22 protein-coding genes, 1 tRNA gene and 2 pseudogenes are annotated in these 25,379 nt (G+C 53.6%); 14 read left to right on the plus strand and 11 right to left on the minus strand.

What is annotated here, in order from left to right:
- Positions 1 to 91: 91 nt before the first annotated feature.
- The 4 genes from GTU79_RS00135 (at position 92) to exaC (ending at position 4,293) form a co-directional block, all read left to right on the plus strand.
- On the plus strand, positions 92 to 943 hold the full coding sequence (locus GTU79_RS00135; protein ID WP_203524286.1) for an SDR family oxidoreductase: 852 nt from the start codon (positions 92 to 94) through the stop codon (positions 941 to 943).
- A 279-nt stretch (positions 944 to 1,222) separates the two neighbouring features.
- Positions 1,223 to 1,831 carry a DcrB/PsbP domain-containing protein gene (locus tag GTU79_RS00140; protein WP_132924039.1) on the plus strand — a complete coding sequence of 203 codons (609 nt, stop codon included), beginning with the start codon at positions 1,223 to 1,225 and terminating at the stop codon, positions 1,829 to 1,831.
- A gap of 94 nt (positions 1,832 to 1,925) precedes the next feature.
- Entirely contained in the window at positions 1,926 to 2,564 is a 639-nt protein-coding gene (locus tag GTU79_RS00145) for a glutathione S-transferase (RefSeq protein ID WP_203524287.1), read from the plus strand.
- 190 nt (positions 2,565 to 2,754) lie between these two features.
- Positions 2,755 to 4,293 (plus strand): acetaldehyde dehydrogenase ExaC, encoded by a 1,539-nt coding sequence (exaC, locus tag GTU79_RS00150; RefSeq protein WP_132924037.1) that lies wholly within the window; start codon positions 2,755 to 2,757, stop codon positions 4,291 to 4,293.
- A gap of 38 nt (positions 4,294 to 4,331) precedes the next feature.
- Here the strand turns inward: exaC and GTU79_RS00155 are convergent.
- Positions 4,332 to 5,577: pseudogene (locus GTU79_RS00155) on the minus strand (MdfA family multidrug efflux MFS transporter).
- Between the two features lie 257 nt (positions 5,578 to 5,834).
- On the opposite strand from GTU79_RS00155, the gene GTU79_RS00160 reads away from it, so the two are divergent.
- Complete coding sequence (locus GTU79_RS00160; RefSeq protein WP_203524288.1) at positions 5,835 to 6,845, plus strand: acyltransferase; 1,011 nt, start codon at positions 5,835 to 5,837, stop codon at positions 6,843 to 6,845.
- Between the two features lie 10 nt (positions 6,846 to 6,855).
- Here GTU79_RS00160 and GTU79_RS00165 read toward each other — a convergent pair whose 3' ends face one another.
- The 3 genes from GTU79_RS00165 to GTU79_RS00175 all read right to left on the minus strand — a co-directional run bounded on the left by GTU79_RS00165 (position 6,856) and on the right by GTU79_RS00175 (position 8,972).
- Positions 6,856 to 7,770 carry a GlxA family transcriptional regulator gene (locus tag GTU79_RS00165; protein ID WP_203524289.1) on the minus strand — a complete coding sequence of 305 codons (915 nt, stop codon included), beginning with the start codon at positions 7,768 to 7,770 and terminating at the stop codon, positions 6,856 to 6,858.
- A gap of 23 nt (positions 7,771 to 7,793) precedes the next feature.
- A complete protein-coding gene (locus GTU79_RS00170; RefSeq protein WP_203524290.1) occupies positions 7,794 to 8,345 on the minus strand; it encodes an isochorismatase family protein in 552 nt (183 codons plus the stop codon).
- Positions 8,346 to 8,615: 270 nt separating this feature from the next.
- Positions 8,616 to 8,972: a VOC family protein gene (locus GTU79_RS00175; RefSeq protein WP_203524291.1), complete on the minus strand. Its 357-nt coding sequence runs from the start codon at positions 8,970 to 8,972 to the stop codon at positions 8,616 to 8,618.
- 1,197 nt (positions 8,973 to 10,169) lie between these two features.
- Here GTU79_RS00175 and GTU79_RS00180 point away from each other — a divergent pair.
- Positions 10,170 to 10,544, plus strand: coding sequence for a hypothetical protein (locus tag GTU79_RS00180; protein WP_214513616.1), 375 nt, complete (start codon positions 10,170 to 10,172; stop codon positions 10,542 to 10,544).
- Between the two features lie 404 nt (positions 10,545 to 10,948).
- Here GTU79_RS00180 and GTU79_RS00185 read toward each other — a convergent pair whose 3' ends face one another.
- The 3 genes from GTU79_RS00185 to GTU79_RS00195 all read right to left on the minus strand — a co-directional run bounded on the left by GTU79_RS00185 (position 10,949) and on the right by GTU79_RS00195 (position 12,630).
- Entirely contained in the window at positions 10,949 to 11,149 is a 201-nt protein-coding gene (locus GTU79_RS00185) for a hypothetical protein (RefSeq protein ID WP_214513617.1), read from the minus strand.
- A 403-nt stretch (positions 11,150 to 11,552) separates the two neighbouring features.
- Entirely contained in the window at positions 11,553 to 11,948 is a 396-nt protein-coding gene (locus GTU79_RS00190; protein ID WP_203524293.1) for a VOC family protein, read from the minus strand.
- A gap of 163 nt (positions 11,949 to 12,111) precedes the next feature.
- Positions 12,112 to 12,630, minus strand: a complete 519-nt coding sequence (locus GTU79_RS00195) for a cupin (protein WP_203524294.1) — start codon at positions 12,628 to 12,630, stop codon at positions 12,112 to 12,114.
- A gap of 154 nt (positions 12,631 to 12,784) precedes the next feature.
- Here GTU79_RS00195 and GTU79_RS00200 point away from each other — a divergent pair, with 154 nt between their 5' ends.
- Positions 12,785 to 13,384: a nitroreductase family protein gene (locus tag GTU79_RS00200; RefSeq protein ID WP_203524295.1), complete on the plus strand. Its 600-nt coding sequence runs from the start codon at positions 12,785 to 12,787 to the stop codon at positions 13,382 to 13,384.
- 435 nt (positions 13,385 to 13,819) lie between these two features.
- Here the strand turns inward: GTU79_RS00200 and GTU79_RS00205 are convergent, their stop codons facing one another.
- Positions 13,820 to 15,019: a multidrug efflux MFS transporter gene (locus GTU79_RS00205; protein WP_132924027.1), complete on the minus strand. Its 1,200-nt coding sequence runs from the start codon at positions 15,017 to 15,019 to the stop codon at positions 13,820 to 13,822.
- A 247-nt stretch (positions 15,020 to 15,266) separates the two neighbouring features.
- Here GTU79_RS00205 and GTU79_RS00210 point away from each other — a divergent pair, with 247 nt between their 5' ends.
- The 5 genes and pseudogenes from GTU79_RS00210 to ltrA all read left to right on the plus strand — a co-directional run bounded on the left by GTU79_RS00210 (position 15,267) and on the right by ltrA (position 20,407).
- Positions 15,267 to 15,692 (plus strand): MarR family winged helix-turn-helix transcriptional regulator, encoded by a 426-nt coding sequence (locus tag GTU79_RS00210; protein WP_243701599.1) that lies wholly within the window; start codon positions 15,267 to 15,269, stop codon positions 15,690 to 15,692.
- Positions 15,693 to 15,849: 157 nt separating this feature from the next.
- Positions 15,850 to 16,278 carry an organic hydroperoxide resistance protein gene (locus tag GTU79_RS00215; protein ID WP_132924025.1) on the plus strand — a complete coding sequence of 143 codons (429 nt, stop codon included), beginning with the start codon at positions 15,850 to 15,852 and terminating at the stop codon, positions 16,276 to 16,278.
- Positions 16,279 to 16,566: 288 nt separating this feature from the next.
- Positions 16,567 to 18,251, plus strand: a pseudogene (eptB, locus tag GTU79_RS00220) (kdo(2)-lipid A phosphoethanolamine 7''-transferase).
- A 136-nt stretch (positions 18,252 to 18,387) separates the two neighbouring features.
- Positions 18,388 to 18,464: transfer RNA gene (locus GTU79_RS00225), tRNA-Pro, on the plus strand.
- A 548-nt stretch (positions 18,465 to 19,012) separates the two neighbouring features.
- The gene (ltrA, locus tag GTU79_RS00230) at positions 19,013 to 20,407 is read left to right on the plus strand and encodes a group II intron reverse transcriptase/maturase (RefSeq protein WP_214513618.1); all 1,395 of its coding nucleotides are present in this window, start codon (positions 19,013 to 19,015) and stop codon (positions 20,405 to 20,407) included.
- Between the two features lie 112 nt (positions 20,408 to 20,519).
- On the opposite strand, the gene GTU79_RS00235 is transcribed toward ltrA, so the two are convergent.
- On the minus strand, positions 20,520 to 21,704 hold the full coding sequence (locus GTU79_RS00235; protein WP_203524843.1) for a benzoate/H(+) symporter BenE family transporter: 1,185 nt from the start codon (positions 21,702 to 21,704) through the stop codon (positions 20,520 to 20,522).
- 125 nt (positions 21,705 to 21,829) lie between these two features.
- Here GTU79_RS00235 and GTU79_RS00240 point away from each other — a divergent pair, with 125 nt between their 5' ends.
- Together GTU79_RS00240 and GTU79_RS00245 are read left to right on the plus strand one after the other, a co-directional pair.
- On the plus strand, positions 21,830 to 22,396 hold the full coding sequence (locus GTU79_RS00240; RefSeq protein WP_203524844.1) for a helix-turn-helix domain-containing protein: 567 nt from the start codon (positions 21,830 to 21,832) through the stop codon (positions 22,394 to 22,396).
- A gap of 243 nt (positions 22,397 to 22,639) precedes the next feature.
- A complete protein-coding gene (locus tag GTU79_RS00245; protein ID WP_165934190.1) occupies positions 22,640 to 22,786 on the plus strand; it encodes a hypothetical protein in 147 nt (48 codons plus the stop codon).
- A 109-nt stretch (positions 22,787 to 22,895) separates the two neighbouring features.
- On the opposite strand, the gene GTU79_RS00250 is transcribed toward GTU79_RS00245, so the two are convergent.
- Entirely contained in the window at positions 22,896 to 23,678 is a 783-nt protein-coding gene (locus tag GTU79_RS00250; protein WP_203524845.1) for an SDR family NAD(P)-dependent oxidoreductase, read from the minus strand.
- On the minus strand, positions 23,675 to 25,255 hold the full coding sequence (gene treF, locus GTU79_RS00255) for an alpha,alpha-trehalase TreF (RefSeq protein ID WP_253073712.1): 1,581 nt from the start codon (positions 25,253 to 25,255) through the stop codon (positions 23,675 to 23,677). Before treF ends, GTU79_RS00250 begins: the two co-directional genes overlap by 4 nt.
- Positions 25,256 to 25,379: the final 124 nt, after the last annotated feature.

The following is a 25,379-nucleotide window of genomic DNA, read 5'->3' on the forward strand; positions in this document are numbered from 1 at the left end:
ACCCCCATCGTACGTGGGCCGGCGGCGTTATTAATGGTTTTCGTCAAGAAGGGTGGTTTACGCCTGTTCCCCACATTTGCGGAGAAGAAATATGTCGACTTTAAGCTGGTTCATCACCGGAACCTCCAGTGGTTTCGGCCGTGCTTTGACCGAACAATTATTGGCCCGCGGCGATCGGGTGTTTGCCACCCTGCGCAAAACCGCCGCGCTGGATGATTTGAAAAGCCGCTATGAGAACACCCTGGCGGTGGCGCAGTTGGACGTAACCGATACCGCCGCCATACGGCGGGTGGTGAAAGAAGCCTTCGAGCGGTTCGGTAAAATTGATGTCGTGATAAACAACGCCGGTTTCGGCGTGGCCGGCGCCGCCGAAGAGGCCACCGACGAGCAAATCCGCCGGCAAATCGATACCAATGTTATCGGATCGGTTCAGGTCACCCGGGCCGCCTTACCCTATTTGCGCGCCCAGGGCGGGGGGCGGATTTTGCAGCTGTCCTCCATGGGAGGACAGCTCTCTTTCCCGGGCCTGAGTTTTTACCATTTGAGCAAGTGGGCGATTGAAGGTTTTTATGAGGCGGTGATTCCGGAAATCGCGCCCTTCAATATCCAGGTTACGCTTATTGAACCGGGTGTGGCCCCCACCGGCTTTGGCGGCGAAAACCTGTCCCGTACGCCGGAAATGGCGGTGTATGAACCGACGCCGGTGGGCGATTTCCGCCGCAGCGTTGCTGCGGGCGCCTTTTCCACTACCGGCGATGCCGGCAAAATGGTGGCGGCCATGATAAATTCCGTGTCGATCAATCCCGCGCCCAAACGTCTGGCCCTTGGCAGTGATGCCTTCGACATGATTGGCGCGGCGTTGGTAGGCCGGCTGGCGGACCTGTACAATCAGAAAGCGGTGGCATTATCAACGGACCGGGTTCCCCGGACGGATCCTTTTTAACCCGTGACGTTCTTCCCTGCCGGGTCGGCGAACATCCGCCGGGCCGGATTTTTGCCATGGTTTTTAATCTGATATGATGTTAAAAATGCCGCTGCGCTTGAAAAGTGGCTATCCTTTTAATATGACAATGCTTTTAAAGTCGGCTTTTTTGCACTGTGCATTGTATATCCTAAATAATTCGAGTTGCAGGAAAGCCAACGCACCTGCAACTTGGAGTATGACGGGTATACCGTCCGGTGGGCCGGAGCGGATCATTAAAAAACAGATAAGGCCATGCCCATGCGCTATACCATAATCACGTCGTTGCTCATTCTGGCGGCATCAGCGCTGCCGATTGCCGGTGGGGCGACCCAAACCCCGGCCTCGCCAACCCCTGATGCGGCCGCAAACGCGCCGGCCGTCGCGGCGAAGCAGGATATCAGCGTCTCCGTGCTCGACGGCAAAATCACTCTGCGGTTGCCGGGGGATTTTGTTGATCAAAGCCGGAAAGACGCCGCCGGACAAAATTCAGGCGTCGTGGTCAGCCTGTACGTTAACAAATCCCGTTCCCAGGTGGTGGGCATCAGTGAGGTTCCCACTGCCGCCGGGGATGCCAACGACACCAGCGACGATGCCTTTAATAAAATGGCCCAGGGTGCGTTTTCCGGCCTCAAGACCCAATTCAACCATGTGACAAAAACCGGCCAGACCACGCCCGTGGCGGGGGGGCACAAGTTTCTGCGTATTGACAGCAAACAGGAGATGAAAGGCGAAGCCATGATGGGCACCATACTGGTCACGCCTTACAGCGCGCGCGTCGTGACCCTGCAGATATTGACCCCGGAATCAGGTGCTTCAGGCCATGATCTGTTGGTTAAGCATATTCTGGACAGTATCGCGTTCCACTAAGTCGGCCGCGAGGCGTCAACAGTCGCGGCGAATTCCACTGTTTCTCCTTGCGTGCGCCATACTAAAGTCAGGATGACGGTAACCGGAGGCGAAGATGAAACTCATTGGCAGTTACACCAGCCCGTTTGTGCGGAAAATTTCGGTAATCCTGCTGGAAAAGAGTCTCCCCTTTCAGCTCATAAACGCATCGCCCTGGGAAGAAGACCCCCAGGTCATTGCCGTTAACCCTTTAGGTAAAGTACCGGTACTGATAACCGGGCAAGGGGAGCCCATCTTCGATTCACCGATTATCGCGGAATATCTTGAGCTTTTATGCGCTGAACCGGCGCTGCTGCCGGCGGACTGTCTGCAGGCCCTGCGGGTGCGCCAACTGGAAGCCCTGGCGGATGGCGTGACGGATGCCGCGATGGCCATTGTCAGGGAGTGCCGGCGACAGGCTGACCGGCAAAACGAAAGTTTTATCCTCTATCATCGGGAGAAGATCCGCCGGGGCTTGAATGCTCTGGAACTCGCGGCTGGTGAGGGTAAATGGCTTAATACTTCCGCTCTGTCCCTGGCGGATATCGCCGTGGCCTGTTCGCTGGGATTTATCAATTTTCGCCGGGTGATGCCGAACTGGTGTGTGGAAAGGCCGGCGCTGGTAGCAATGGCCGGACGTATATTGGCCAGAACCAGTTTTGCCCGAACGGCGCCGCCGGCGGCGGCCGATGTGTATACGAGTGAAATGTTATAAACGGAAATGTGAGACCTATCGTAAAGTGCAAATTCCTTCTTCTCCCGCCTATCTCCCCCGCTTTCCTGAAGCTAACGTTAACGGATAGCGTACAGACCGGCTTATCGCCGCGTGTCGAAGTTGTTCGCTGATAACGGCCCTCCAAGGCCGGTAAGGCATCGATCAGGCTATTGAGTGTAAAGGAGAAACCATGGCTCACAATCCCCCCTCAAGCCGGCTGATACCCGGCGAATATGGTTACCCGCTTGAACTGAAACCACGCTACAACAATTTTATCGGCGGCGAATGGGTCGCGCCGGTGAACGGTGAATATTTTGTCAATCTGACGCCGGTAACCGGCCAGCCGCTGTGCGAAATCGCCAGCTCCGGTCCCGGCGATATCGATCTGGCCCTGGATGCGGCCCATAAGGCCAAAGCGGAATGGGGCGGCATGTCCATACAGAACCGCGCCGCCATTCTTTTTCGCATCGCCGATCGCCTGGAGCAGAATGTTGAACTGCTGGCGGCGGTTGAAACCTGGGATAACGGCAAGCCCATCCGCGAAACCAGCGGCGCCGATGTGCCGCTGGCTATCGATCATTTCCGTTATTTCGCTTCCTGTATCCGCGCGCAGGAAGGGGGGATCAGCGAAATCGACGGCGATACCGTGGCTTATCATTTTCATGAGCCCCTGGGCGTCGTCGCCCAGATTATTCCGTGGAATTTCCCGTTGCTCATGGCCTGTTGGAAAATGGCGCCGGCCCTGGCGGCGGGCAACTGCATCGTGTTGAAACCGGCTAAGCTGACCCCTCTGTCGGTCCTGGTGATGATGGAGCTGATTCAGGATCTGCTGCCGGCCGGGGTCATCAATGTGGTGAACGGCGCCGGCGGTGAAATCGGCGAATACCTGGCCACCTCCAAACGCATCGCCAAGGTGGCGTTTACCGGCTCCACCGAAGTGGGGCAGCAAATCATGAGTTATGCCTCGCAGAATGTGATCCCGGTGACCTTGGAGCTGGGCGGCAAATCGCCGAACATCTTTTTTGCCGACGTAATGGCAAAAGAGGACGCTTTCTTCGATAAAGCCCTGGAAGGTTTCGCCCTGTTCGCCTTCAACCAGGGCGAAGTCTGTACCTGCCCCAGCAGGGCGCTGGTGCAGGAGTCCATTTACGAGCGTTTTATGGAGCGGGCGGTGAAACGGGTCGAGGCAATCCGCAGCGGCAATCCGCTTGATAGCGGTACCATGATGGGGGCGCAGGTCTCCTTGGGACAAATGGATACCATCCTGAATTATATCGCCATCGGTAAAAAAGAGGGGGCCGAAGTCTTGACCGGCGGACGGCGTAAAGCCATGGAAGGGGAACTGGCCGAAGGGTATTACCTGGAACCCACCATCTTGTTCGGTAAAAACAGCATGCGGGTGTTCCAGGAGGAAATCTTCGGGCCGGTGCTGTCGGTCACCACGTTCAAGGATATGGACGAGGCGCTGGCGCTGGCCAATGATAGCGATTACGGGCTGGGGGCCGGCGTATGGAGCCGCGACGGCAATATTGCCTATAAGATGGGCCGGGGCATCCAGGCCGGCCGGGTATGGACCAATTGCTACCACGCCTATCCCGCCCACGCCGCCTTCGGCGGTTATAAGCAATCCGGCATCGGACGCGAGACCCATAAGATGATGCTGGAGCATTATCAGCAGACCAAATGCCTGCTGGTGAGCTACTCCGAGCAGCCGATGGGACTGTTCTAGATGAGAATATGGCCGGCACTCGCCGGCCATCACTAATACTAATGTGCCGCGGTGGGCAATGACGTCAGCGTCGAGGCGCGGCGGCGGATAAACACCCGCACCAGCGCATACCAGCCCAGCACGCTCAGCAGGTTAAACAGATTGAACAATCCGCTGCCGCCCTGTTCATACAGCACTTTGGCCAGCTCAATGCCCAAGGTATACACCACCATATTCAGCATGCCCACCGCCGCCGAAACGGTGCCTTTGCTCATGGAGCTGGAGAACAGCGTCAGGCGATACAGGCCGGCGTTGGCGATGCCGATACCGAATGCATACAGGCTCAGGCCGGCAGTCATCCAAAGATAGGCATGGGGAGACCAGAGCGTTGCCGCGGCGGCAACCGTTAGCCCGCCGATAATGGGCGCGACGCCGAGCTTGATAAGCCTGTCCACGGTACGCCCGCCGCTTAAACGGGCCAGGGTGAGATTACCGATAATCAGCGCGCCGAATATCGGCATTTGCAGCATGCCGTATTCAACCGGCGTCAGACCCTCCTCCCCCATCAAAATGACCGGCGACTGCGCCAGCCACGAGAGCAGCGGCAGACAGGCCAGGGCCGATGGCCATGGCGCCATAAATGAATTGGCGGTTGGTCAGCACTTTTTTATAGTCCTGCCACAGGCCGGCGGGGGACAACGGTTCGCCGATGCGTGAAGCGGTTTCCGGCATTGCGCGCCACAACCCCGCCAGGGCAATGGCCGCCACCGCGGCAAACAAAATGAACATTACCTGCCAGGAGGCGAATCGGACAATGAGGGATCCGCCCAGCGGGCCCAGCAGCGGCGCGATAAGCGCGACATTGGCCATTAGGGCGGTGATTTTGATGCACACCGACTCCTCGTAAGACTCCTGTATCGTGGCATAGCCTACCGCGCCGATGAAACACAGGCCAAACCCCTGCAAAAAACGCAGCGCGATAAATTGTTCAATGGTATTCACCAGCAGGATGCCCAGACAGGCGGCGATAAAAAACAGCACGCCCGCCAGCATGACCGGACGGCGCCCGCGGCGATCCGACAGCGGACCCAATAACCACTGCAGCACCATGCCGCCGGCCAGATAGGCTGTCATTGAAGTGGGAACCCATTCACGCCCGGCATTAAAGGTTTCGATGACCGCCATCATACCGGGCTGGATCATGTCATTGGCGATATAAACCGCAAATTCGAACAAAACCAGGCACAACGGAAACAGCAACGCCCGCCGTCCGGAGCGGGTAGCGGGGGAAAAAGCATTTTGCATAAACTAACCAATTGAATTTAGGGTGAAAAATAGTTCAACCCAGTAGTACAACCACTTCTGGCTGGCTATTTTGCAGACAAATATTGCCAGAAGCAACCCCCAAGATGGCCTGTCAGCACATTCTGGCCGTGGTTCTAAAGACTTGCCTGGCCGCAACGAGAATTCTATTGGGTAGATATTGTTTAATGCCGCTGAGTTATATAGCCTATTTTTAATATAGCCAGATCTACGTCAATGAGTACCGAGCGGGGAAAAGGATGATAACCGAGAACAACGACAATAGATTGTACTGGATAGATAACCTCCGCGCCACGGCCTGTCTTATGGTGATAATGATTCATACCACCTCTTTTTATGTCACTCATGGCCTGGGGGTGGGCGAATATAATTGGTTAATGGCTAATGTACTCAATTCCGCTTCGCGGGTGTCGGTTCCGCTTTTTTTCATGATTTCCGGTTTTCTTTTTTTTGGCGAGAGGCAAGCCGGTAAAAAACATTTTTGCCGCATAGCATGCTGTATACTATTTTATAGTATAATCTCTTTGATTTATATGAATTATTTAACCTCCATCAATACCGTGGAGGCGTTGAAGGATGTGTTTCAAAAGCCGATATTTTTTCATCTCTGGTTTTTTTATGCCTTGATCATCATCTATCTGCTATCGCCCCTTGTTCGGATAAAGCCCGTATCGGCGAAAGGTTTGATCTGCATTGTCCTACTGTTGGGCGTCCTGGCTAATCCCAATACCAATGTGGTAAATATAGGCAAAGTATCCGTTCTACCCCTCAATTTCTATATCAGCGGCGATGCGTTTTATTATGTGTTATATGCCATGCTCGGGCGCGCTATAGGCGTAATGGACATACAGGAAAAATTCATCCCCTACGCCATGGGGGGGATTTTTTTGCTGGCGGTAGCCTTAATAGCGCTGGGTACGAAAAGGCAATTGATCATAAACGGAGAGTACGCTGAAACCTATTATATCTATTGCGGGCCCCTGGTGTTTATTGCCGCCATCAGCCTGTTTATCGTGTTCAAGCAGGCGTTAACCCATCCGCCGGCCTTGCCGTTACGGTTGATTTCACACTACTCGCTGGGCATTTATGGTTTCCATGCTTTTTTCATTAACTTTGCCCGCACCCATAATTGGGATAACAAAGCCTATCCGATGCTCGACATTCCGGTGCTGTTTGCGGTTACCCTAGTATGCAGTTTATTACTGGCGGTGGGGCTGGGAAAAATCGACAGACGCCATTGGGTAAGCTGAGGCCGGCTGTTCAGCTATTCCAGCGCAATTGCGCCCGCCGCAGCTGGCGGCTGGATGAGAACCCGGCCGCCAGAGCCGATTTCTCTATTCCCATGCCCTGTTGCAATCGCTGCTGCGCCACCGCGAGTTTCAACTGCTCATGATATTCCCGGACGCTAAGCCCCAAATGCTCGCGGAATAAGCGGGTCAGGTGGCGGCTGCTCATAAACACCTGCCGGGCCAGATCTTCCAACTGCCATTCGGCTTCCGGCTCATGGGCCAGAATATCCTGCGCCCGATGCACCGCCGGATGAAGATGATTGCGATAGCTCAGCCAGGGCGACAGCTGCGGATCGTCCCCGCCGCGGCGGAAAAAAACCACCATTTCGCGGGCAACGGCCATCGCCTGCCGGGCATCGACATACTTGCTCACCAGATAAAGGGCCAAATCAATGCCGGCGGTAATGCCGGCGCTGGTAAAGATGCCGCGATCCTCCACATAAATCCGGTTGTCTTTCACCAGCGCGGCGGGCGCCTGCTGGCGCAGCCGCTCCAGCACATCATGGTGGGTGGTGCAGCGATAGCCGTCCAACAGTCCGGCCCGTCCGGCCAGCAATGCGCCGGAGCAGACGCAAACCAGCGACCAGCGGCGGGACAGAACATGCTGCCGGTTTGCCTGCAGCCAAAGCTGTGCTTCCCTGGCGGGAGCGCTGTCCAACTGGTGCCGGGAATCCGCCACGCCGGGTATCAGCAACAGGCTGTCGTCGGGCAAATCCGCCGGTAGAGGGGCGATGTGCCCCACCGTCAGGCCCACCGACGTCATCGCCTCTTCCCGTGGGCCGATATAATGCAAGCGGAAGGCGCCGGATAAGGCCAATACCTCCGCCGGCCCGGTCAGATCCAGCGCCATCGTTTGCGGCAATACCAGAAAATAGACGTCGCGCATATGTGTGCCCTCGGTGGCCGGCGTCAATCTGCCGCGGTTAATTCAGCCAGGCATCCGGATACATCCCTGATAGCGGCGAAGCGATCTATCAGTACGGTTTCGGTATGAAATTTCAGCTCGGCGGTACTGACGGCCCGGCCGGCGTGGGTCATGGGAAACGTCAGCGTCGCCTCGGTAACAAAGGTCACCCGGTACCCCAGATCGGAAGCGACCCGCGCGGTGGTCTCACAGCACTGCTCGGTACGCAGCCCGGCGATAATGAGATGTTTTATCCGCCGCTCCTGCAGCCAGGCATGTAATCCGGACTCGGTAAGGGCATTATGCACGTGTTTATAGACTGTGACATCGGCGGTATGGGTCAAAAAAGGGAGCCGGGTCACTAATCCTGAATCCAGATCAAAAGGCCATTCGCCGTCGTCGTGGAAAATATCCACCAACAACGCTCCCCGTTGACGGCAACCCTCTATCAGCGCCGTCAGCGCCTGTTTAAACGGGGGCAAATCCGCCTCGGACCAGTAGGGACGGTGCAGAAAAGATGTCTGGACATCGATGATCAATAACGCGCTCTGTGCCATTTTCGGACTCCTCAGGTTGACTGTGGAATCATAGTGCCCCAGGGACTGGTGAATAGACAGGTCAAAACCGGACATCATTAGGGTGATACGGGACAGCTTCAGCAAAGTCGTCCAGGGCAAGATGAGAACGGTAGGGGAAAGCCGGTAGGGGGTTATGAAAAAGGCCGGGGCAAGTCTGGCGGCGGGGTAGCGGTCAGACAGATTAAAATCCGGCCTGGGTATGACGGCCGGACGGTGCCGGCCGTCGGGGACGAAATCTTCAGGGCCGGGTTAGGTTTCGGTCCAGACACCCAGAATATATCCCTCGGGATCTTTGAAATGCAACCGCTCTCCGCCCGGAAAGGCGAAGATGGGTTTCACGATCTCAGCTCCCGCGGCCTGCAGCTTTTTCTGGGTTTCAACGAGATCCTTGGCATAGAAAATCACCAGAGGGCCTCCTGCCGTGGTTATGGCCTCGGTGGTGGTAAATCCGCCGGTAATGCGGCCGTCGGAAAATTCGGTATAGGTTGGGCCGTAATCGGTAAAGAGCCAGTCAAACACCTCGCCATAGAATTTTTTAGCGCGGGGTATGTCGCTGACATTGAATTCGACATAGTCTACCTGCCCATTGGCGCCGATCTCTTTCATGGTCATATCCTCTGTTGCGTTGACATACCATAAGTATGGCCTATCGGTTGACGGTTAGCCGATCATCAAAACAAAAAACGTTCCCGGCCTTGCCGGCCGGGCGCTTAAATCCGATGCATTTAAATGATCATGATGTGGCAAATTGTTATTAAACTAATAATTTAATTATTTAAAATAAAAGTCATTCGCAATGGGTTAGTCGATTAAAAATATAAATACTTAATGCCAATTGCTAATTAATTTTATAATACATTATTATAAAGTGTTATCCGGCTGTCGCGGATGGCCTATACTCTTAGCCGACGGCGTTTCTTTAAGCCGCTTTTCGCCTAGTGAAAAAAATGTTCATGGCATTCACTGGAAAATTTGATAGGAGTTATTATGCTGGGAATCACTGAGGTCGTGGATCGTTTGTCCGCTTGTTTCAAATGTCCGTCGGATAACAATCCGGCTACGGATGAGGGACAAAGGGCCAAACCGGGTAATGTTAATAAGATTGTGAATATCACTTATACGCCCTCTTCTCCCTCCTTATCCGCACCCACCTTGCCTTCCCAGCATGATGCCGCGGCAGATTCCGATTGTACCGAAATCACATCCCAATGCCACCAAGGGGCGCGACAACTTTCTGTTCGTTTTTCCGACGAGGTGGTAGTCGATCGGCCTCTACGACTTACACGGCCACAGCTAAAAAAAATTACTCATGTCGTTAATCGAGAAGTAGCAAGACCCCAAACGCCCTTGCCGGAAAGGCAGAATACATTGTCGCTTAGTGAATAATCGATAATATAAGTAAAATGATGGCGACAGCACAGAGAGCTGCTGTCCGAAACAATATATAAATTTTTATATGCATAAAAATTTTATTTATAACTATATATATAATCTCCCGGTCGGCGACAGCTATTGCTAACCCCATTTTCCGATGTTAGTATGTCTCCGGCTGGTAACATTTCATTAACAAAAGCCATGGCTAATTTTATCGTCCTGTTTTCAGAACGCGAAAGGCAACGATGAATGCCTAAAATGATTGAATATGCCTAATGCCAAGGCTGTTGCAATACTCTAAAAATTACAAGGATAATAAATACATTAAAAATAAATGCCACTATCAGAAACAAAAGCTAATCATTGCTTTTGAAAATATAAAATTAATTCTAAATTTTACTAATATCTATAATAATAGGAGATTGAGGTATGCTAACATTTTTGGATCATGCCATTTATAATAATCGGCTTTCGTTGATTATGCCGCCGGTAGCCAGCAAGAATAATAATTATCTCCCAAATTTACGCCAGGTCTCTAACCGTGATGATAAACCCTATACGAACAAGGCCGAAAAGAATTGTGATCACCTGGTTGATTTGTATCCATCAGCATTGATGTTCGCAACAGGAGAATCGCTGCCGGTAACATTCAAGCAGCTGTTTGTAGATCATTGCTTAAGGATTTCTTTTCCTTGTGCCAAGGAAATGCTGATAAAACTTATGATAATTTTATCAATACCGATGCCGAAGAAATTTGGGTGCGAGAAAGCATCACTCTCTATGCATGCTCAAATTATATTGTAAAATACTATATTGAAACTTGTTCAATGCAAAAGCAATCCAATGTTAAAAATTTCATAAGCATATAAGGGCATTGAGCAATCTTATGGTAGGTGACAGTTTCGATAGATCATCAAAATTTATAGTAGACATTGACGGGAGCCACAAAATCATCCGCCATTGAGCACGCTTTTAAATAAAATAGGAGGCGATATTGTCAAAATATTTAATGGTTGTCATGGCCCAAGTGATGATATCATTAATCTCATATTGCTTAACCACAGTATTCTGAATGTCAAAGGCAAGGACAAGGTAATAGTGGTAAATTATTCGTGGATAGCGATATAAAGCATTTACAGCGCATAGACAATGAAAGAGGTAAAACCCGGCAGCGAAGTTCATCCAGCATGTCATATACTGAAGAACAATTAATTCGCGTAATCGGTACCCGGACCAAGTATCAATGTTTGAATATAAAAGGAAATAATTGTCAATGATTTCATCCATGCAAAGGTATAACGCTTGAATCCAACAAACGCTTGAATCCAACAAGAGTGTCCTTCGTTATCCTCTTTAAGCAGATTATCAGGAGATGCCATAATGGACGGAGCCGCAGCATGTTTAGACATCGTGTTCCCTTGCTGTTATTTATCACCACAGACCGGGGCAAACAAAAGCGGGAATTTTTCAGCAGAGGAATCGAGAATCGCGGCAGCCTCTGCGGCTGCTAATAGACCCGTTCTTCCCGGTTTCAAGGATAGGCGGGCGCTCATCTCAACCGATTCGCGCTATCCGGTGTCTGGTCTATATATATACCCTTTCCCGAGCTTTGTCGGGCCCCTGGAAGGCTTCACTCCCCCTCCAAGCGTATTCGTGATATGCAATAATGGGGGGCCGTCGCAGATTTGCGGCACCCTCAGCCCGGCACCCACCATAACGCGGCAGCCGACATCAACGCTAAACCCGCTTATCACGGCCCCCGAAATGGATACCGTGCCGATTTCGCTGAATCATCTATAGAACAGCATGCCTTTATTTGCCGTAATGCATGCCTTCCAGCTTCATGCCGTCAGGGTCAAGGAAGAATACCGCATAATAATCATCATAATATTCACCGGCGGGGTCGGCGATTTCGGCGCCGCTTCGTTCCAGCCAGGCCTGAAGCTCATCCACATCCTTACGGCTGTTAAGAGACCAGGCGTAATGATGGAAGCCTATATCGCCCTTACGATAGGGATGCTTCTTGCCCTCCTGGTCTGCCTGATATATCCAGAAGCGGGTATTGCCGTTGCTCCAGCCCATGGCCTCGGGCATTTCGTCCATAATGTCAAAACCCAGGAAATCGAACAAGCCGCTGTAGAACTTCCTGGAAACCGCAAAGTCACTCACGCTGACCACTAAATGATCCACTGCCTGTACACGGGACATAGCCTTTCCTCCAGCTTGAAAGCCGGGCGGCATTGAGTGGGCGCTGCCTCACATGCCGTGCCGGCTGGGCAAAAAAACAGATTGGCGCTTAGGGTTAATGCGCGCTTGCTGACAAAGTGCAAGCCGGGAAAGTTTCCCATCACCCTGTGGCCTAAGTATAGCTTCAGGCTTGTTCGGGGTTATGCCACAGAGTGGTAATGCCTCCCCGATCGCCGGTAATCGGGTCGGTGGCGGGCAGGGGGACCTTGGCGATACGCTGACGGACCGCCGCCAGTTTGGCGGGATCATCGCGGCATAAGTCGGCGCTCATTCCGGGCGGATAAGCCCCCACCACCATAAAACCTTCCTCGGACTTGACGGCCTTATGGCCGACTCCGGCCGGAATAAGCACCACATCCCCTACGGTCAATGGCAATACCGGCCCGGTTTCCCCGCCGAACTGAACCTGGGCCTGTCCGGCATACACTCCCAGCAGCTCATGGGTCTCGGCGTGGAAATGGGTAAAGGGGTAAATAATATAACGCCATTGGGGCGGCCATTGATGTGCGGTGAAACACTGTTCAAGCCATGACGCCGGATCTTTTGTTTCAACCGGAATGATATTGCGGTAAATGACCAGCGGCAGCGGACTGTTGGGCACCCCGCCCACCGCCTCGTTCAGGTCCAGGGTTTCTATCGTCATCTGGAATTCCTCTGAAAACATGTTTTATCAGCATAGTTAATCATTAGAATGTCGCGAGAGATTTACAGACCCTACCCCAAGGCATAAGCTATCTGACGAATTGTAAGGTACGGATATCATTGTTCTCTAATTCGTTTTTAACGGGAGTCATCTCATGAGCAACGCTTTTTTAGACGCGATTACGGCTCGGCGTTCAATCTATGCCATCGGCAAAAATGTCAGCCTGTCGGAGGACCAAATCACTTCGCTGATCAAACAAGCGGTGAAACACAGTCCCTCGTCCTTTAATTCTCAAAGCTCGCGCGTGGTGGTGCTTTTTGGCGCCCAGCATGAAAAATTATGGAATATCATTAAAGAGACCTTGCGAAAAATCGTTCCCGCCGAGGCTTTCTCCACTACTGAAACCAAACTCGCCTCCTTTGCCGCGGGCAAGGGTACGGTGCTGTTTTTTGAAGATACCCAGGTCATCGATACGCTGCAAAAACAATTCGCTGCGTATGCCGACAGCTTTCCCATTTGGTCGGAACATTCTACCGGTATTGCTCAGTTCGCCGTTTGGTCGACCTTGGCCCAGGAGCATATCGGCGCTACTGTTCAGCATTATAATCCGCTGATAGACGACGAGGTGAAAAGCACCTGGCATTTGCCGGACAGCTGGAAGCTGCGGGCGCAAATGCCGTTTGGCTCCATCGAGCAGCCGGCGGGAGAGAAAACGTTCATCTCCGACGAAGAGCGCTTTCGTATTTTTAAATAAGCAAAGAGTGTGAACCGCTCTTTACGTCCGGACCGATACGCTGCCGCGGGTATCGGTCTTTCAATATTGACGGCCTGACAGATAAAAGAGGCCGCCTTTCTCAAAAAAATCAGAAGCGGCTATAGTTAATGAGCTGAGCGGTCAAAAAATAAGCAGCGGGGTCGGCATCGGCTAACGCAATGGTCGGGGCCGGAAGATAAACGTGGTGAGTCACAGGAGAATGGCGATGACCAGGATTTTGATAGTATTTCTGTTTTTTGTAGCGATTTGCGCCGGAATCATGGTGGTACAAATGGGCGGCCGCTACCCTTGGATTTGATCTGCCCGCGGTAAGTCTTGCCTCCCTTGTGCCTGGTTGATTGATACGGCCGTTTCCTGTGAGTTTGGCCGGGAAAGGCTGCTGCCCGTTTGGTCCGGCTGAGGGCAGTGTTTTAGTTATGATTTGTCCGGCGGGCTGACTTTATGCAAGCCCGACCAAAGCTGCATGGTGTTGATAAAGACCATTAGCGCGGTGAAGACAAAAACCCAGCGAAACCCCAGTACCGCCGATACGCTGGAGCCAATGAGGGGGCCCACCACGTTGCCCATATACATAAAGGATTGATTATAACCAAAAATCCTTCCCGTCACCCGCTCGCTGGAATATTTGACCAGCAGGGTCTGGACGGCGGGCATAAGGGCACCGTCGGCGAAACCCAGCAGAAAACGCAATATCCCCAACTGCAGGGGAGTCTGCACAAACGCCATAATGCAAAACAGCAGAATGCTGCCAATCATGGCGGTCATCAGGATACGGCCGGTGCCGATGCGATCCCCCAACTGGCCCAGTCGCGGGGCGGCAATAAGCGCCGATACCCCGGGCACGGCGGCGATGGCGCCGCTGATAAAGGCCAGGTTACCGTTGTTGCCGGCAAGATCCTTGATAAACAAGGTCAGGATAGGGCTGATGGAGCTGTTGGTCAGCTGGATCATCATCGTGGTGATGAACAGGCTGAAAATCAGGGTGGGATAGGGCAGGGTTTCGAAAACCGCTCGCCCTTTGAGCATATTCGCCTTGGTGACCGTGACAACTTTTTCTTTAATCAAAAACAGCGTAATCAGGAAACTGACAAACATCAGCAGCGCGGTAACCAGAAACACCGTCCGCAGCCCCAGATGGTCCGCCATAAATCCCCCCAGCAGCGGGCCGACGATAACGCCGGCCACCTGCCCGGTGGAAAGAGTACCCAGCGCCCAGCCGCTTTTATCGCGCGGCACCTGTGAGGCCACCAGCGCCATGGCATTGGGAATATAGCCGGAGGTTAGCCCCATCAGGGCGCGCAGCAGGAAGAGCTGGTAGACATTCTGGGCGAACCCTTGTAACGCGATGACCACCGCCATACCCAATGATGCCCGCAGCAGCATCAATTTACGTCCTTTACGATCCGCCAGGCTGCCCCAGAGAGGGGATACTACCGAGGAGATAAGAAACGTGGCGCTGAAGACCAGACCTGACCAGATACTGAGGGCCTCATGGGAATGCACGCCCAACTGTTCAACATACAGCGGTAAAAACGGGAGTATTTGGCTCATGGCCAGTCCGGTAAAGAAGCAACCTAACCAGACGGAGATAATATTGACCTTCCAGGCTTCCATGTTTACACGCTTACGTTAAAGAAATAATGAGTTGCTTGTCGGGCAATATTAACAGCTTGGCGCGGCAAGACTCTATGTCGTTTATAATATGTAGCAAAATTATGGAGTATTGACATCATTATCCGGCCCTGGGGAAAGCCCGGTTAGCGGGCATCAAGGGAAAATCAAAAAATAATTTGCTATTCTATAGTGCGCTATATAAAATAAAACCATGAAGTCACCACTTAACGGCAACACACCGATGGCTATGTCAATGTCGCTAGACCAACAGTTCTGCTTTGCCCTGTACTCCGCCAACCTGGCGCTGAATAAGGTGTATCGCAAATTACTGGCGAAGCTGAATCTCACCTATCCCCAATACCTGGTCATGCTGGTGTTATGGGAACGGGATGAAATCATGGTATCGGAAATCGGCGAGCAACTGTTTTTGGATTCCGCCACCCTCACCCCGCTGCTTAAGCGTCTGGAAGCTGCCGGTTTATTGCTGCGGTCCCGTTCCGCCGAGGATGAGCGCCAGGTGATCATCCGTTTGACCGATCAGGGCCGGGCATTGAAAGATGTTGCCAAATCGGTTCCGGACGATGTGCTGTGCGCCACCGCCTGTAGCGAAGAAAAATTAACCGGCTTGAAAAAACAGCTTGAATCCTTGCGCGCCCAGTTGGCGCAATGGTAAAACCGCCCAAGGCGACCCTTTAGCGGAACGCATTATGATCAGAACGGATCGGCTATAATTAATTGATGTGGTTCATTTATATTGTAAGCGATTTAATCGTGAATGAATACGCTCCGGCAAGCGGAGATAACATCCCATAACGTAAGAGGAAAAAACGATGTCTATTGAAAAAGTTCTTTATCGTGCCAAAGCCAAGGCTACCGGCGGACGTGACGGACGGGCAACCTCATCCGACGGCGTACTGGATGTGAAATTAGGCATACCCAAAGAAATGGGCGGACCCGGTGGGGCTTTCACCAACCCTGAACAATTATTTGCCGCCGGCTACTCGGCCTGTTTCCTTGGCGCGCTCAAGCATGTTGCCTCCCAGGAAAAAGTTAAATTACCGGCGGATGCGTATATCGAAGGCACCGTGGGCATTGGTCCCGTTCCCACCGGCTTTGCCATTGAAGCCCAATTGGATATCCATTTGGCGGGCATGGATCGTAACGTGGCGGAAGAACTGGTCAAGAAGGCCCATGTGGTCTGTCCCTATTCCAACGCGACTCGCAATAACATTGATGTTAAGCTCAACGTCATTAACTAGTTTTGCATAAGACCGGACAGGCGCAAGACGAGGCCGCCGGCGACAGACAAAAAAAACCGCTCCGGGCTGCACGCCTCGGGCGGTTATTTTTTTATCTGTTTAAAACTGGCCTAGCTAAGCTGTGCATAAAACTTTTTAATGTTATGCGTGTCAAAAAGTATCTATTGTTGTTTTTTTTTAAGATTTTGTTAGCGCTGGTTAGACCTTAATCGTTGCATGTCCTGCAAAAAACACTGTAATAACAGCGACTAAAAAAATTATCACAAAAGTGCCAGGACTTTTTCATTGATGCCTTTTGCAAAACTGTTTTCACAGCATAAATTCTCGATATTTCTTGCTGTTTATATTTGGTTTTTCTTAATCTGTCGGTTTTCATACGCCGTTTTGATTTGCTGCACCCAAGCGCTACGCCTGCCAACATGCTGGTGGCCTTAACGGAGATCACCGCCGCGGTACTGTCCACCTTTTTCCTCATGCGGCTTATCTCATTGGGCGGCCGCTATTTTTACCGGACCGTGGCTTCATTATTGCTGCTGATCTCGGTTGCCGCCAGTTATTACATGACTTATTTCAATGTGGTCATCGGTTATGGCATTATCGCGTCGGTAATGACCACCGACATTGATTTATCCAAAGAAATGGTTGGCTTCCACTTTATCATCTGGATGGTGTCGGTCAGCGCCATCCCGCTGTTTATTATCTGGAAAAACTCTGTTAGCGGTACGCTTATCCAACAGTTGAATATGCCGGGACAACGTATCAAAGCCTTGGCGGGCCTGCTGGTGGTTTTTGCCTTGATCTGGCTGCCGGTCCGCTACCAGGAAAATTTGCAGAATCTGCATGAAAAATTGACCAACACCGATTTGCCCAGCTACGGCGGAGTAATTGCGCACTCCTACCTGCCCATCAACTGGATGGCGGCGCTGGGGCTGTTCACTTATACCCAGCTGGACGAGCGCCAGGATAACGCCTCGCTTTTCGATCCCGCCAAACACTTTACCTATATCCCCCCGGCCGGTATCGATGACACCTACGTGGTATTCATCATTGGTGAAACCACCCGCTGGGATCATATGGGCATACTCGGTTACGCCCGGGACACGACCCCCATGCTGTCCAATGAAAAAAACCTGGTGGCCTTTCGCGGCCTTTCCTGTGATACCTCCACTAAACTCTCGCTGCGCTGCATGTTTGTTCGGGAGGGGGGGACGTCGGATAATCAGCAGCGTACCCTGAAAGAACAAAATATTTTTGCCGTTTTGCATTCACTGGGGTTTACTTCCGAGCTGTTCGCCATGCAAAGCGAGGTTTGGTTTTATAATAATACCGATGCCAATAACTTCTCTTTCCGCGAAATGATTGGCGCGGAAAAACGCAATGACGGCAAAAATGTGGATGATATGCTGCTGGTGAACGAGATGCGGGAGTCAATGAACCGGTATCCCAAGGGCAAGCATCTGATCATTTTGCACACCAAAGGCTCCCATTACCTCTACTCACAACGCTACCCCCGCAGCTATGCCCGTTATCAGCCGGAGTGCATCGGCGTAGATCAGGCCTGCAGTAAAGCGCAGCTGGTTAATGCCTATGATAATAGCGTGCTATATACCGACAGCTTTATCGATAAGGTTATCGACCAGGTGCGGGGCAAGAAAGCCCTGGTATTTTATGCCTCCGATCACGGCGAATCCATTGATGAAAACTATCATTTTCACGGTACTCCGCGGGATATGGCTCCGCCGGAGCAATTCCGCGTGCCGATGATGGTGTGGGCCTCGGACTCGTTCTTGGCGGATCCCGCCCATCGCGATGGGTTTGAACGGTTACAGGCGCAGCAGCGCATCGGTGTCACCCATCGCCATGTGGAGCTTTTCGACACGATCCTCGGTTGTCTGGGCTACACATCCCCTGACGGCGGTATCAAGGCGCAAAATAACTGGTGCCAGAAACCCCAGCATGAATCGGCGCTATAAGGACCCTGACTTGTTGATGAGATTTCAGCCGGGCTTAGCCTTGGTCAGCTGACTGAATGCTTTGTAGACAGTTGTCGTTGATTGATAAAAAAGGGATTGACGCAAAAAGGCGGCCGCAGTAAGATGCGCCCGCATTCGGTGAGTGGCGCAGCCTGGTAGCGCAATACGTTCGGGACGTATGGGTCGGAGGTTCAAATCCTCTCTCACCGACCAATTTTCTCCAAGGCCATGCCGATTGTTTCCCGGGCACGGCCGGTAAGATAAAAGAAAACAGCGCGTTATCATGACGCGCTGTTTTTTTTTGTGTGCGCCGGGCATGGCGCGTAGCGCCTTGACGGGCGCTGTCCCTGGACCGTGGTGGTCAAGGGGCGACTTGGAGGTGAAAGTCCTTTGCACACCCGGCAAGGGGAAGTGCTAGCCGAACGGCAAGGGTGCCCACCGCGAGGCGGGATCTGAAGGAAGCCGAAGGCAAAATGCTGGCCTGACGAACAGGAAGCGACTTAGGCGTGACAGCGGGGTAAGGCGGCACATATCGTCAAAGCCCGATACTTGCACGGAACGCTGTTACGTAGAGTCGACAGGTATAAGCATGAAGGTCGCGCGAATTACCCCGGGAGGTCTGTACGTCTGCCTTGGTGCTACCGGGCGTCGAGAGGCGACGGGATGAACGTGCAGAAGTCAGCCGAGGCCATAGTAGCGGTGCAAAACCGGTATCGTGAAGGGCCGAACATTTACAACCGTGATTAGGACAGGTTATCTCGATGGGTATTGATGAGGCACAAGCGCAGGACACTGCGGCCCGGACAGGAGGAAGCGAACAGTATTCGCAAGGGCCTGACACGGGTGCTGAAATACCCACGGCGAAAGCTGAGCAAACGAAAGCGGAACACCCGTTGTCAATCGAGGCGGTGATAACACGCGGCAACCTGATGCTGGCCTATCAGCGGGTTCTTGAGAATAAAGGCGCAGCAGGGGTCGATAATCTGGGCGTCGGCGAACTTAAAGACTGGCTGAAATGGCACTGGCCGACGGTGAAAGCGGCCCTGCTGGACGGAAGCTACCTGCCGCAGGCGATACGCCGGGTCGAACTGCCCAAGCCTAACGGCGGAGTCAGGGTCCTGGGTATCCCCACGGTGGTGGACCGGCTTATCCAGCAGGCCATCCAGCAACACCTTACCCCCTATTATGAACCTGAGTTCTCCGAATCCAGCTACGGCTTCAGACCGGGCCGCAATGCGTGGCAGGCGGTGCGACAAGCACAAGCCTACGTGCAAGGCGGCCGGCGCTGGGTGGTGGACATGGATCTGGAGAAGTTCTTTGACCGGGTTAACCACGACATCATGATGTCGAGGCTAAGCCGCAAAATCAAAGACGTCAGACTGCTCAGGCTCATCAGGAGTTATCTGGAAGCGGACATGGTCAGCGGCAAAGTGGTGACAAAACGGCGGGAAGGGATGCCGCAAGGCAGCCCGTTATCGCCGTTGCTCTCCAACCTGCTGCTGACCGACCTTGACCGTGAACTGGAGCGCAGGGGCCACCGGTTCTGCCGTTATGCGGATGACTGTAATATCTACGTGAGCAGCCGCAAGGCGGGAGAACAGGCGATGAACTCGATAAGCCGGTATCTGGAAAAGCACCTGCGGTTGACGGTGAACCGAGATAAAAGCGCGGTGGCCAGGCCCTGGGAGCGCAAGTTCCTGGGATATAGCCTGACGTGGCACAAGCAGGCAAAACTGAAGATAGCGGCGAGCAGCGTGTCCAGGCTGAAGGAGAAAATCCGCAGCCTGACGACGGGAAACAGTTCAAAAGCGCTGAAAGCGGTTATCGACGGGCTTGCTCCGGTGCTGCGAGGTTGGATAAGTTACTTCCGGCTGACCGAAGTCAAAGGGATACTGGAAGAACTGGACGGCTGGGTCCGCCGTAAGCTGCGTTGTCTGCTGTGGCGGCATTGGAAAAGGCCATACAAACGGGCAAGGATGCTGATGAAAGGCGGCCTGAGCGAAGAAAGGGCGTGGATATCGGCGACGAACCAGCGCGGACCCTGGTGGAACGCGGGGGCAAGTCATATGAACCAAGCGCTGCCGAAGAAACTCTTCGATCGTGCAGGTCAGTTATCGCTGCTGGAGTTGCACAGGCAGTTCCAGTGTTGTAAATGAACCGCCGTATACGGAACCGTACGTACGGTGGTGTGAGAGGACGGCGGGAGTAATCCCGCCTCCTACTCGATCGGTTGGGTTCTCCTTTGATATAGATTTCACCGCCCGGGAGTCATGTCCTGTTCCACGCCTGCCGGCTGAGGATGAGATGTGTGGCGCCGCCGCCGATTAGCCCCCAAAACGCCGAACCTACGCCCAACAATGTGACACCGGAAGCCGTGATCAGAAACGTGATGATCGCCGAGTCGCGCTGGCGCTCATTTTCCAGCGCACGATACAAACTCCCGGCAATCGCGCCGAGCAACGCCAGCCCGGCGATGGTATGGATCAGCGCGGCAGGCAGCGCGGTAAGGACCATGCCGATAGAACCGCCAAACACACCGGCAATCAGATAAAAAGCGCCGGCTGCGACGGCAGCCATATAGCGTTTTTGCGGATCGGGATGAACGTCCTCCCCCATACAAATTGCGGCGGTAATGGCAGCGATACAGACGGTAAATCCGCCGAACGGGGCAAGAATCAGCGCCGTCAGCGCCGTCCATGTGATCAAGGGAGAAACCGGCAGCTGATAGCCGTGCGCTTTCAGCACGGCGATACCCGGCGCATTTTGCGATGCCATCGTTACCACGAAGAAAGGAATACCGATACCAAGAATCGAGGACAGAGTGAAATGCGGCATCTCAAACGCCGGAATGGCGAACGTTAGCGTCTGGCCGTGCGGTGCGATACCACCCTGCAGTCCAGCCACAATCAGCCCGGCGGCCAGCGCGAGAACAATCGCATAGCGAGGCAGGACGCGTTTCGCCAGCAGATACACCAGGCACATCGAACCCGCCAGTGCGAAATTACTTTGCAGTGAGGTAAAGGCGTCCAACCCGAAACGCAGCAAAATCCCGCCCAGCATGGCTGCCGAAAGTGCCTGCGGTATGTAATGCATTAGTTTGGCGAATAAGCCGGTGACTCCGCACAGCAGAATCAGCCCGGTGGCAAACACAAAGACGCCAATGGCTTCGTTGATCGACGTGCCGGGAAGGCTGGTAACCAGTAGCGCCGCGCCGGGCGTTGACCATGCCGTGACCACCGGTGCGCGGTAATACAGCGATAAGCCGATGCTGGTGACGCCCATTCCCAGGCCAAGCATACTCAGCCAGCCGCCAATCTGCGCCATGCTGGCACCAGCCGCTTGAGCCGCTTGAAAGATGATCGCCGCAGAGCTGGTATAACCGACTAAAACGGCGACAAATCCGGCGATCAACGCCGAAAATGTCAAATCCTGAAAATTGAAACGCGGTGACATGCGTGAAAATCCTTCTGGTTAGCGGACGCTAGCGGTATGCTGTAGTGCGTTATAGCGCACAGAGGATGCGCCAAATATAGCACCGTGCGTTATAGCGCACAATCGCGATCGTCAAAGGAGCCAGGATGCAGGAAATCACCCGCCACATTGGCAGCCAGTTAAAGGCCGTACGCAGCGAACGCGGCTGGAGCCTCAGCCAGACGGCAGAAAAAACCGGTGTCAGCAAAGCGATGCTGGGGCAAATTGAGCGCGGCGAATCCAGCCCGACGGTAGCGACACTGTGGAAAATCGCCAGCGGCCTGAATGTTTCTTTCTCGGAATTTCTTGAAACGCCACCCGCACAATCCGCGGCGCTGCATCGCTACGGTGTATTGACCACGTTCAACAGCGAGACGTCCGGGATGCGCGTCGTGCCGCTGTTTCCTTACGACGCCACGCTTCGCATGGATATGTTTGTTATCGATCTAAAACCGGGCGGACACAGTGAATCTTCGCCGCATGAAGCGGGCGTCATCGAGCATGTGATCGTGATTGAGGGCGAGCTGACGCTGACGGTAGACGGAGTGACCCGCACGCTGATAGCCGGTGAGGCACTGCGCTTCGTGGCGGATTGCCCGCATGCTTACCGCAACGAAAGCGGTTATTCCGTGCGTTTCCACGACCTCATACATTATCCCCACGGTCGCCCGTAACGGCCTCATTTCCCGAGCCAAGAATAATCCTAATGTTGCCTCATTGTTACCGTCGCTCTCTCGTCTCCTGCCAGCTTTTTTGTTGATATTGCTGGGGAAAAGTACCCCGGATCTCATCATTCAGTTATTTTGAATATATTAAACAAAAATATTTTCTGGACTATTTTATTAATGAGCGTTAATATTACTTCATCGAAAGCGAAGAGCTTTCACACTCATAACGATTAACACAGGACTTACATCATGAAAAAGACAATCGCAGCACTTGCACTCATCGCAGCTATGGTCGCACCGGCAGTTTCTATGGCCGCACAGAGTGACTACCAGGACTATGCCCATACTTATCCGGTAAGTCAGGGTAACGCAAATCACGTTAATACCGCTGAGTAAAAACGTGTCAAAGTGATACAAATAATTTCACCATATTCTCAATCCCGTGGCGTCGAACGCCGCGGGATTGTTGTTTTTGGCCTCATTTATTCCTACAAATGATTTTTTATCATTGCTCCGAATAGTTCCACAGCAGTCCGCCGTCGATTACCATGGTTGCGCCGGTGACATAGGCGGAATCGGGCCCGGCAAGGTAGGCCACCATACCGGCCACATCTGCCGGTTTGCCTAGACGGCCCAGCGGGATATTGCCGATAAGCGCGGCGAGCAGTTCGGGGCTGTTGAGCAGCTTGGTATTGATAGGGGTTTCAACGGCGCCGGGGGCGATATTGTTTACCGTAATGCCGTGGGGCGCCAATTCAATGGCCAGGTTGCGCATCAGCATTTTGAGTCCCCCTTTGCTGGCGCAGTAGGTGCTGAAGTGGGGAAACGGCAGTTCCTCATGCACGGAGCTGATATTGATGATTCTCCCCGGACGATTGGTGTCCCGCAGGTGCTGTACCAACGCCTGGGTAATAAAAAAGGTTCCCTTGAGATCGACGTTGAGCACCGCGTTGTAATCCTCTTCGGTGATGTCCAAAAACGGCGCCCTGCGCTCTATGCCCGCATTGTTCACCAGAATATCGATCCGTCCCATTTGCGCGACGCTATCGCTGATGATGCGTTTATTGTCCGCCACGTCGGCGATATTTCCCGCGTCGATAATCACCCGGCGGCCCAATGCCTTGATTTCGGACAGAACCTCTTCGGCGCGATTATCGTCGGCGCGGTCGACAATAATGATATCGGCGCCTTCTTGCGCCAGCCGCACGGCAATGGCTTTACCGATGCCCTGGGCGCTGCCGGTCACCAGGGCGACTTTTCCTTGAAGACTCGATTCTTGAAGACTCATAGTAATCTCCCGCGTTGATTGGATGGGGCGGCGTTTGCCCGCGCCTGGTTGGTTTCATGATCTCCATAAAGCGTCAATAGCATGCGTACGACGCCGTTGGTCCAGCCGAAGCCGTCCTGGAGCGGATATTCACCACCGCCGCCGCCCCGCGAGCCCGCCGCGCCGGAAATATCGTATTTTTCCACCAGCTTGCAGTGCTGCCGGTAATGATCGCCTACGGCGTTGAGCCAGCGGGTGGCTATTTGGTCCGCCAGGATGTTTTCGCCATATCGGCGCAGCCCTTGAATGGCCATCCATTGCAACGGCGCCCAGCCGTTGGGCTTGTCCCACTGCTGGCCGTTTGCCGACAGGGTGGTCATGATGCCGCCGGCGAACAGCAGCCGATCCGCCAGCGCCTTGGCCACCGCCTTGGCCTGCCGCGGGCTGGCCATACTGGCGAATAAGGGGACGGCACAGGCGGCGCAAAGGGCGCAAGGCCGTGATAAAACCCAGTCGTAATCGCGATAGGTCCCGCTTTCGCTATCCCATAGCAGCCTGTCGACGGCATCGCGGCGGCGCGCTGCCCGGTCGCTGAACAGCCGCGCCGTGGCCGGGTCGCCGGTGTTTTTCGCCAGATCGGCGATGGTCGTTTCAAGCTTGAACATAAAGGCATTGAGGTCGATGGGCAGAATCGACGTCGTGCGAATGCTGCTGATATCATCGGCATTGCCGAACCAGCGTGATGAGTAGTCCCAGCCGGAGGCGGCGCCGGCGCGCAGCTCCCGGTAGATTTCATTGGCCGGACGCGAAGATTTGCGTGCGGTTTCCACATCTTCGAGATAGGATTCGTCCCGCGGCGTATCGCGATCGTCCCAGTAGCGGTTCAGCACGGCGCCGTCGGGCAATTTCACCACGTGCCGTTTGGCTTCGCCGGGGGAAAGCGCGTCGGCTTCCCCCATCCAATAGTGATACTCCTTCAGCAACTGCGGCAGATAATGTTCGGCGAAGTGTAATTCCTCTTTTTCGAACAGCTCCACCATCAAGGCGAATACCGGCGGCTGGGATCGACTGAGATAATAGGTACGGTTTCCGTTGGGAATATGGCCGTAATGATCGATGAGGTACGCGAAATTATTCGCCATATTGCGCAGCAAATCCGCCCGTCCGCTGGCGCACAGACCGAGCATGGTAAAATAGGAGTCCCAATAATACATTTCGCCGAAACGTCCTCCCGGCACCACATAGGGTTCCGGCAGCGGCAGTAGCGAAGATTGGGCAGGGTGGTCTTCCGGCCGGCGTATTAACACTTCCCATAAGCCGTCGATATGCTCGAGAATATTTTGTTTCGGGTCGGCAATATAATGACTGACCGGAGCTTCAGGCGGAGCAAAATACTCATTGATAAAATCGGCGAGGCTGAAATCGGGACCGGAAGAGCGCTGTTGATAGCGCGCCAGTATTTCCTCGGGGTCGATTTTAGGCGCACAGTCAACGAACGTCTTGCTGTCCGGGAAAATGCGTGACAGTTGCACCGCCTCAAACAGTGCTCCGTAGCGATCCGCCGGGCTTAATTCATCGGATTTCGGCAATCCGTCGATATGAACCGGCTTCGGCTCCCTATGGACGGGCCGGGCTGAAACGGCATGGGCCGGCGCGGCGTGGGCCGCGGCGTCTTGGACTCCGGCTTGATAGGCTGATTTATTGATAATGAATCCCCTCTCT

It is taken from the genome of Sodalis ligni (genome assembly GCF_016865525.2).
Classification (GTDB): Bacteria; Pseudomonadota; Gammaproteobacteria; order Enterobacterales; family Enterobacteriaceae; genus Acerihabitans; species Acerihabitans ligni.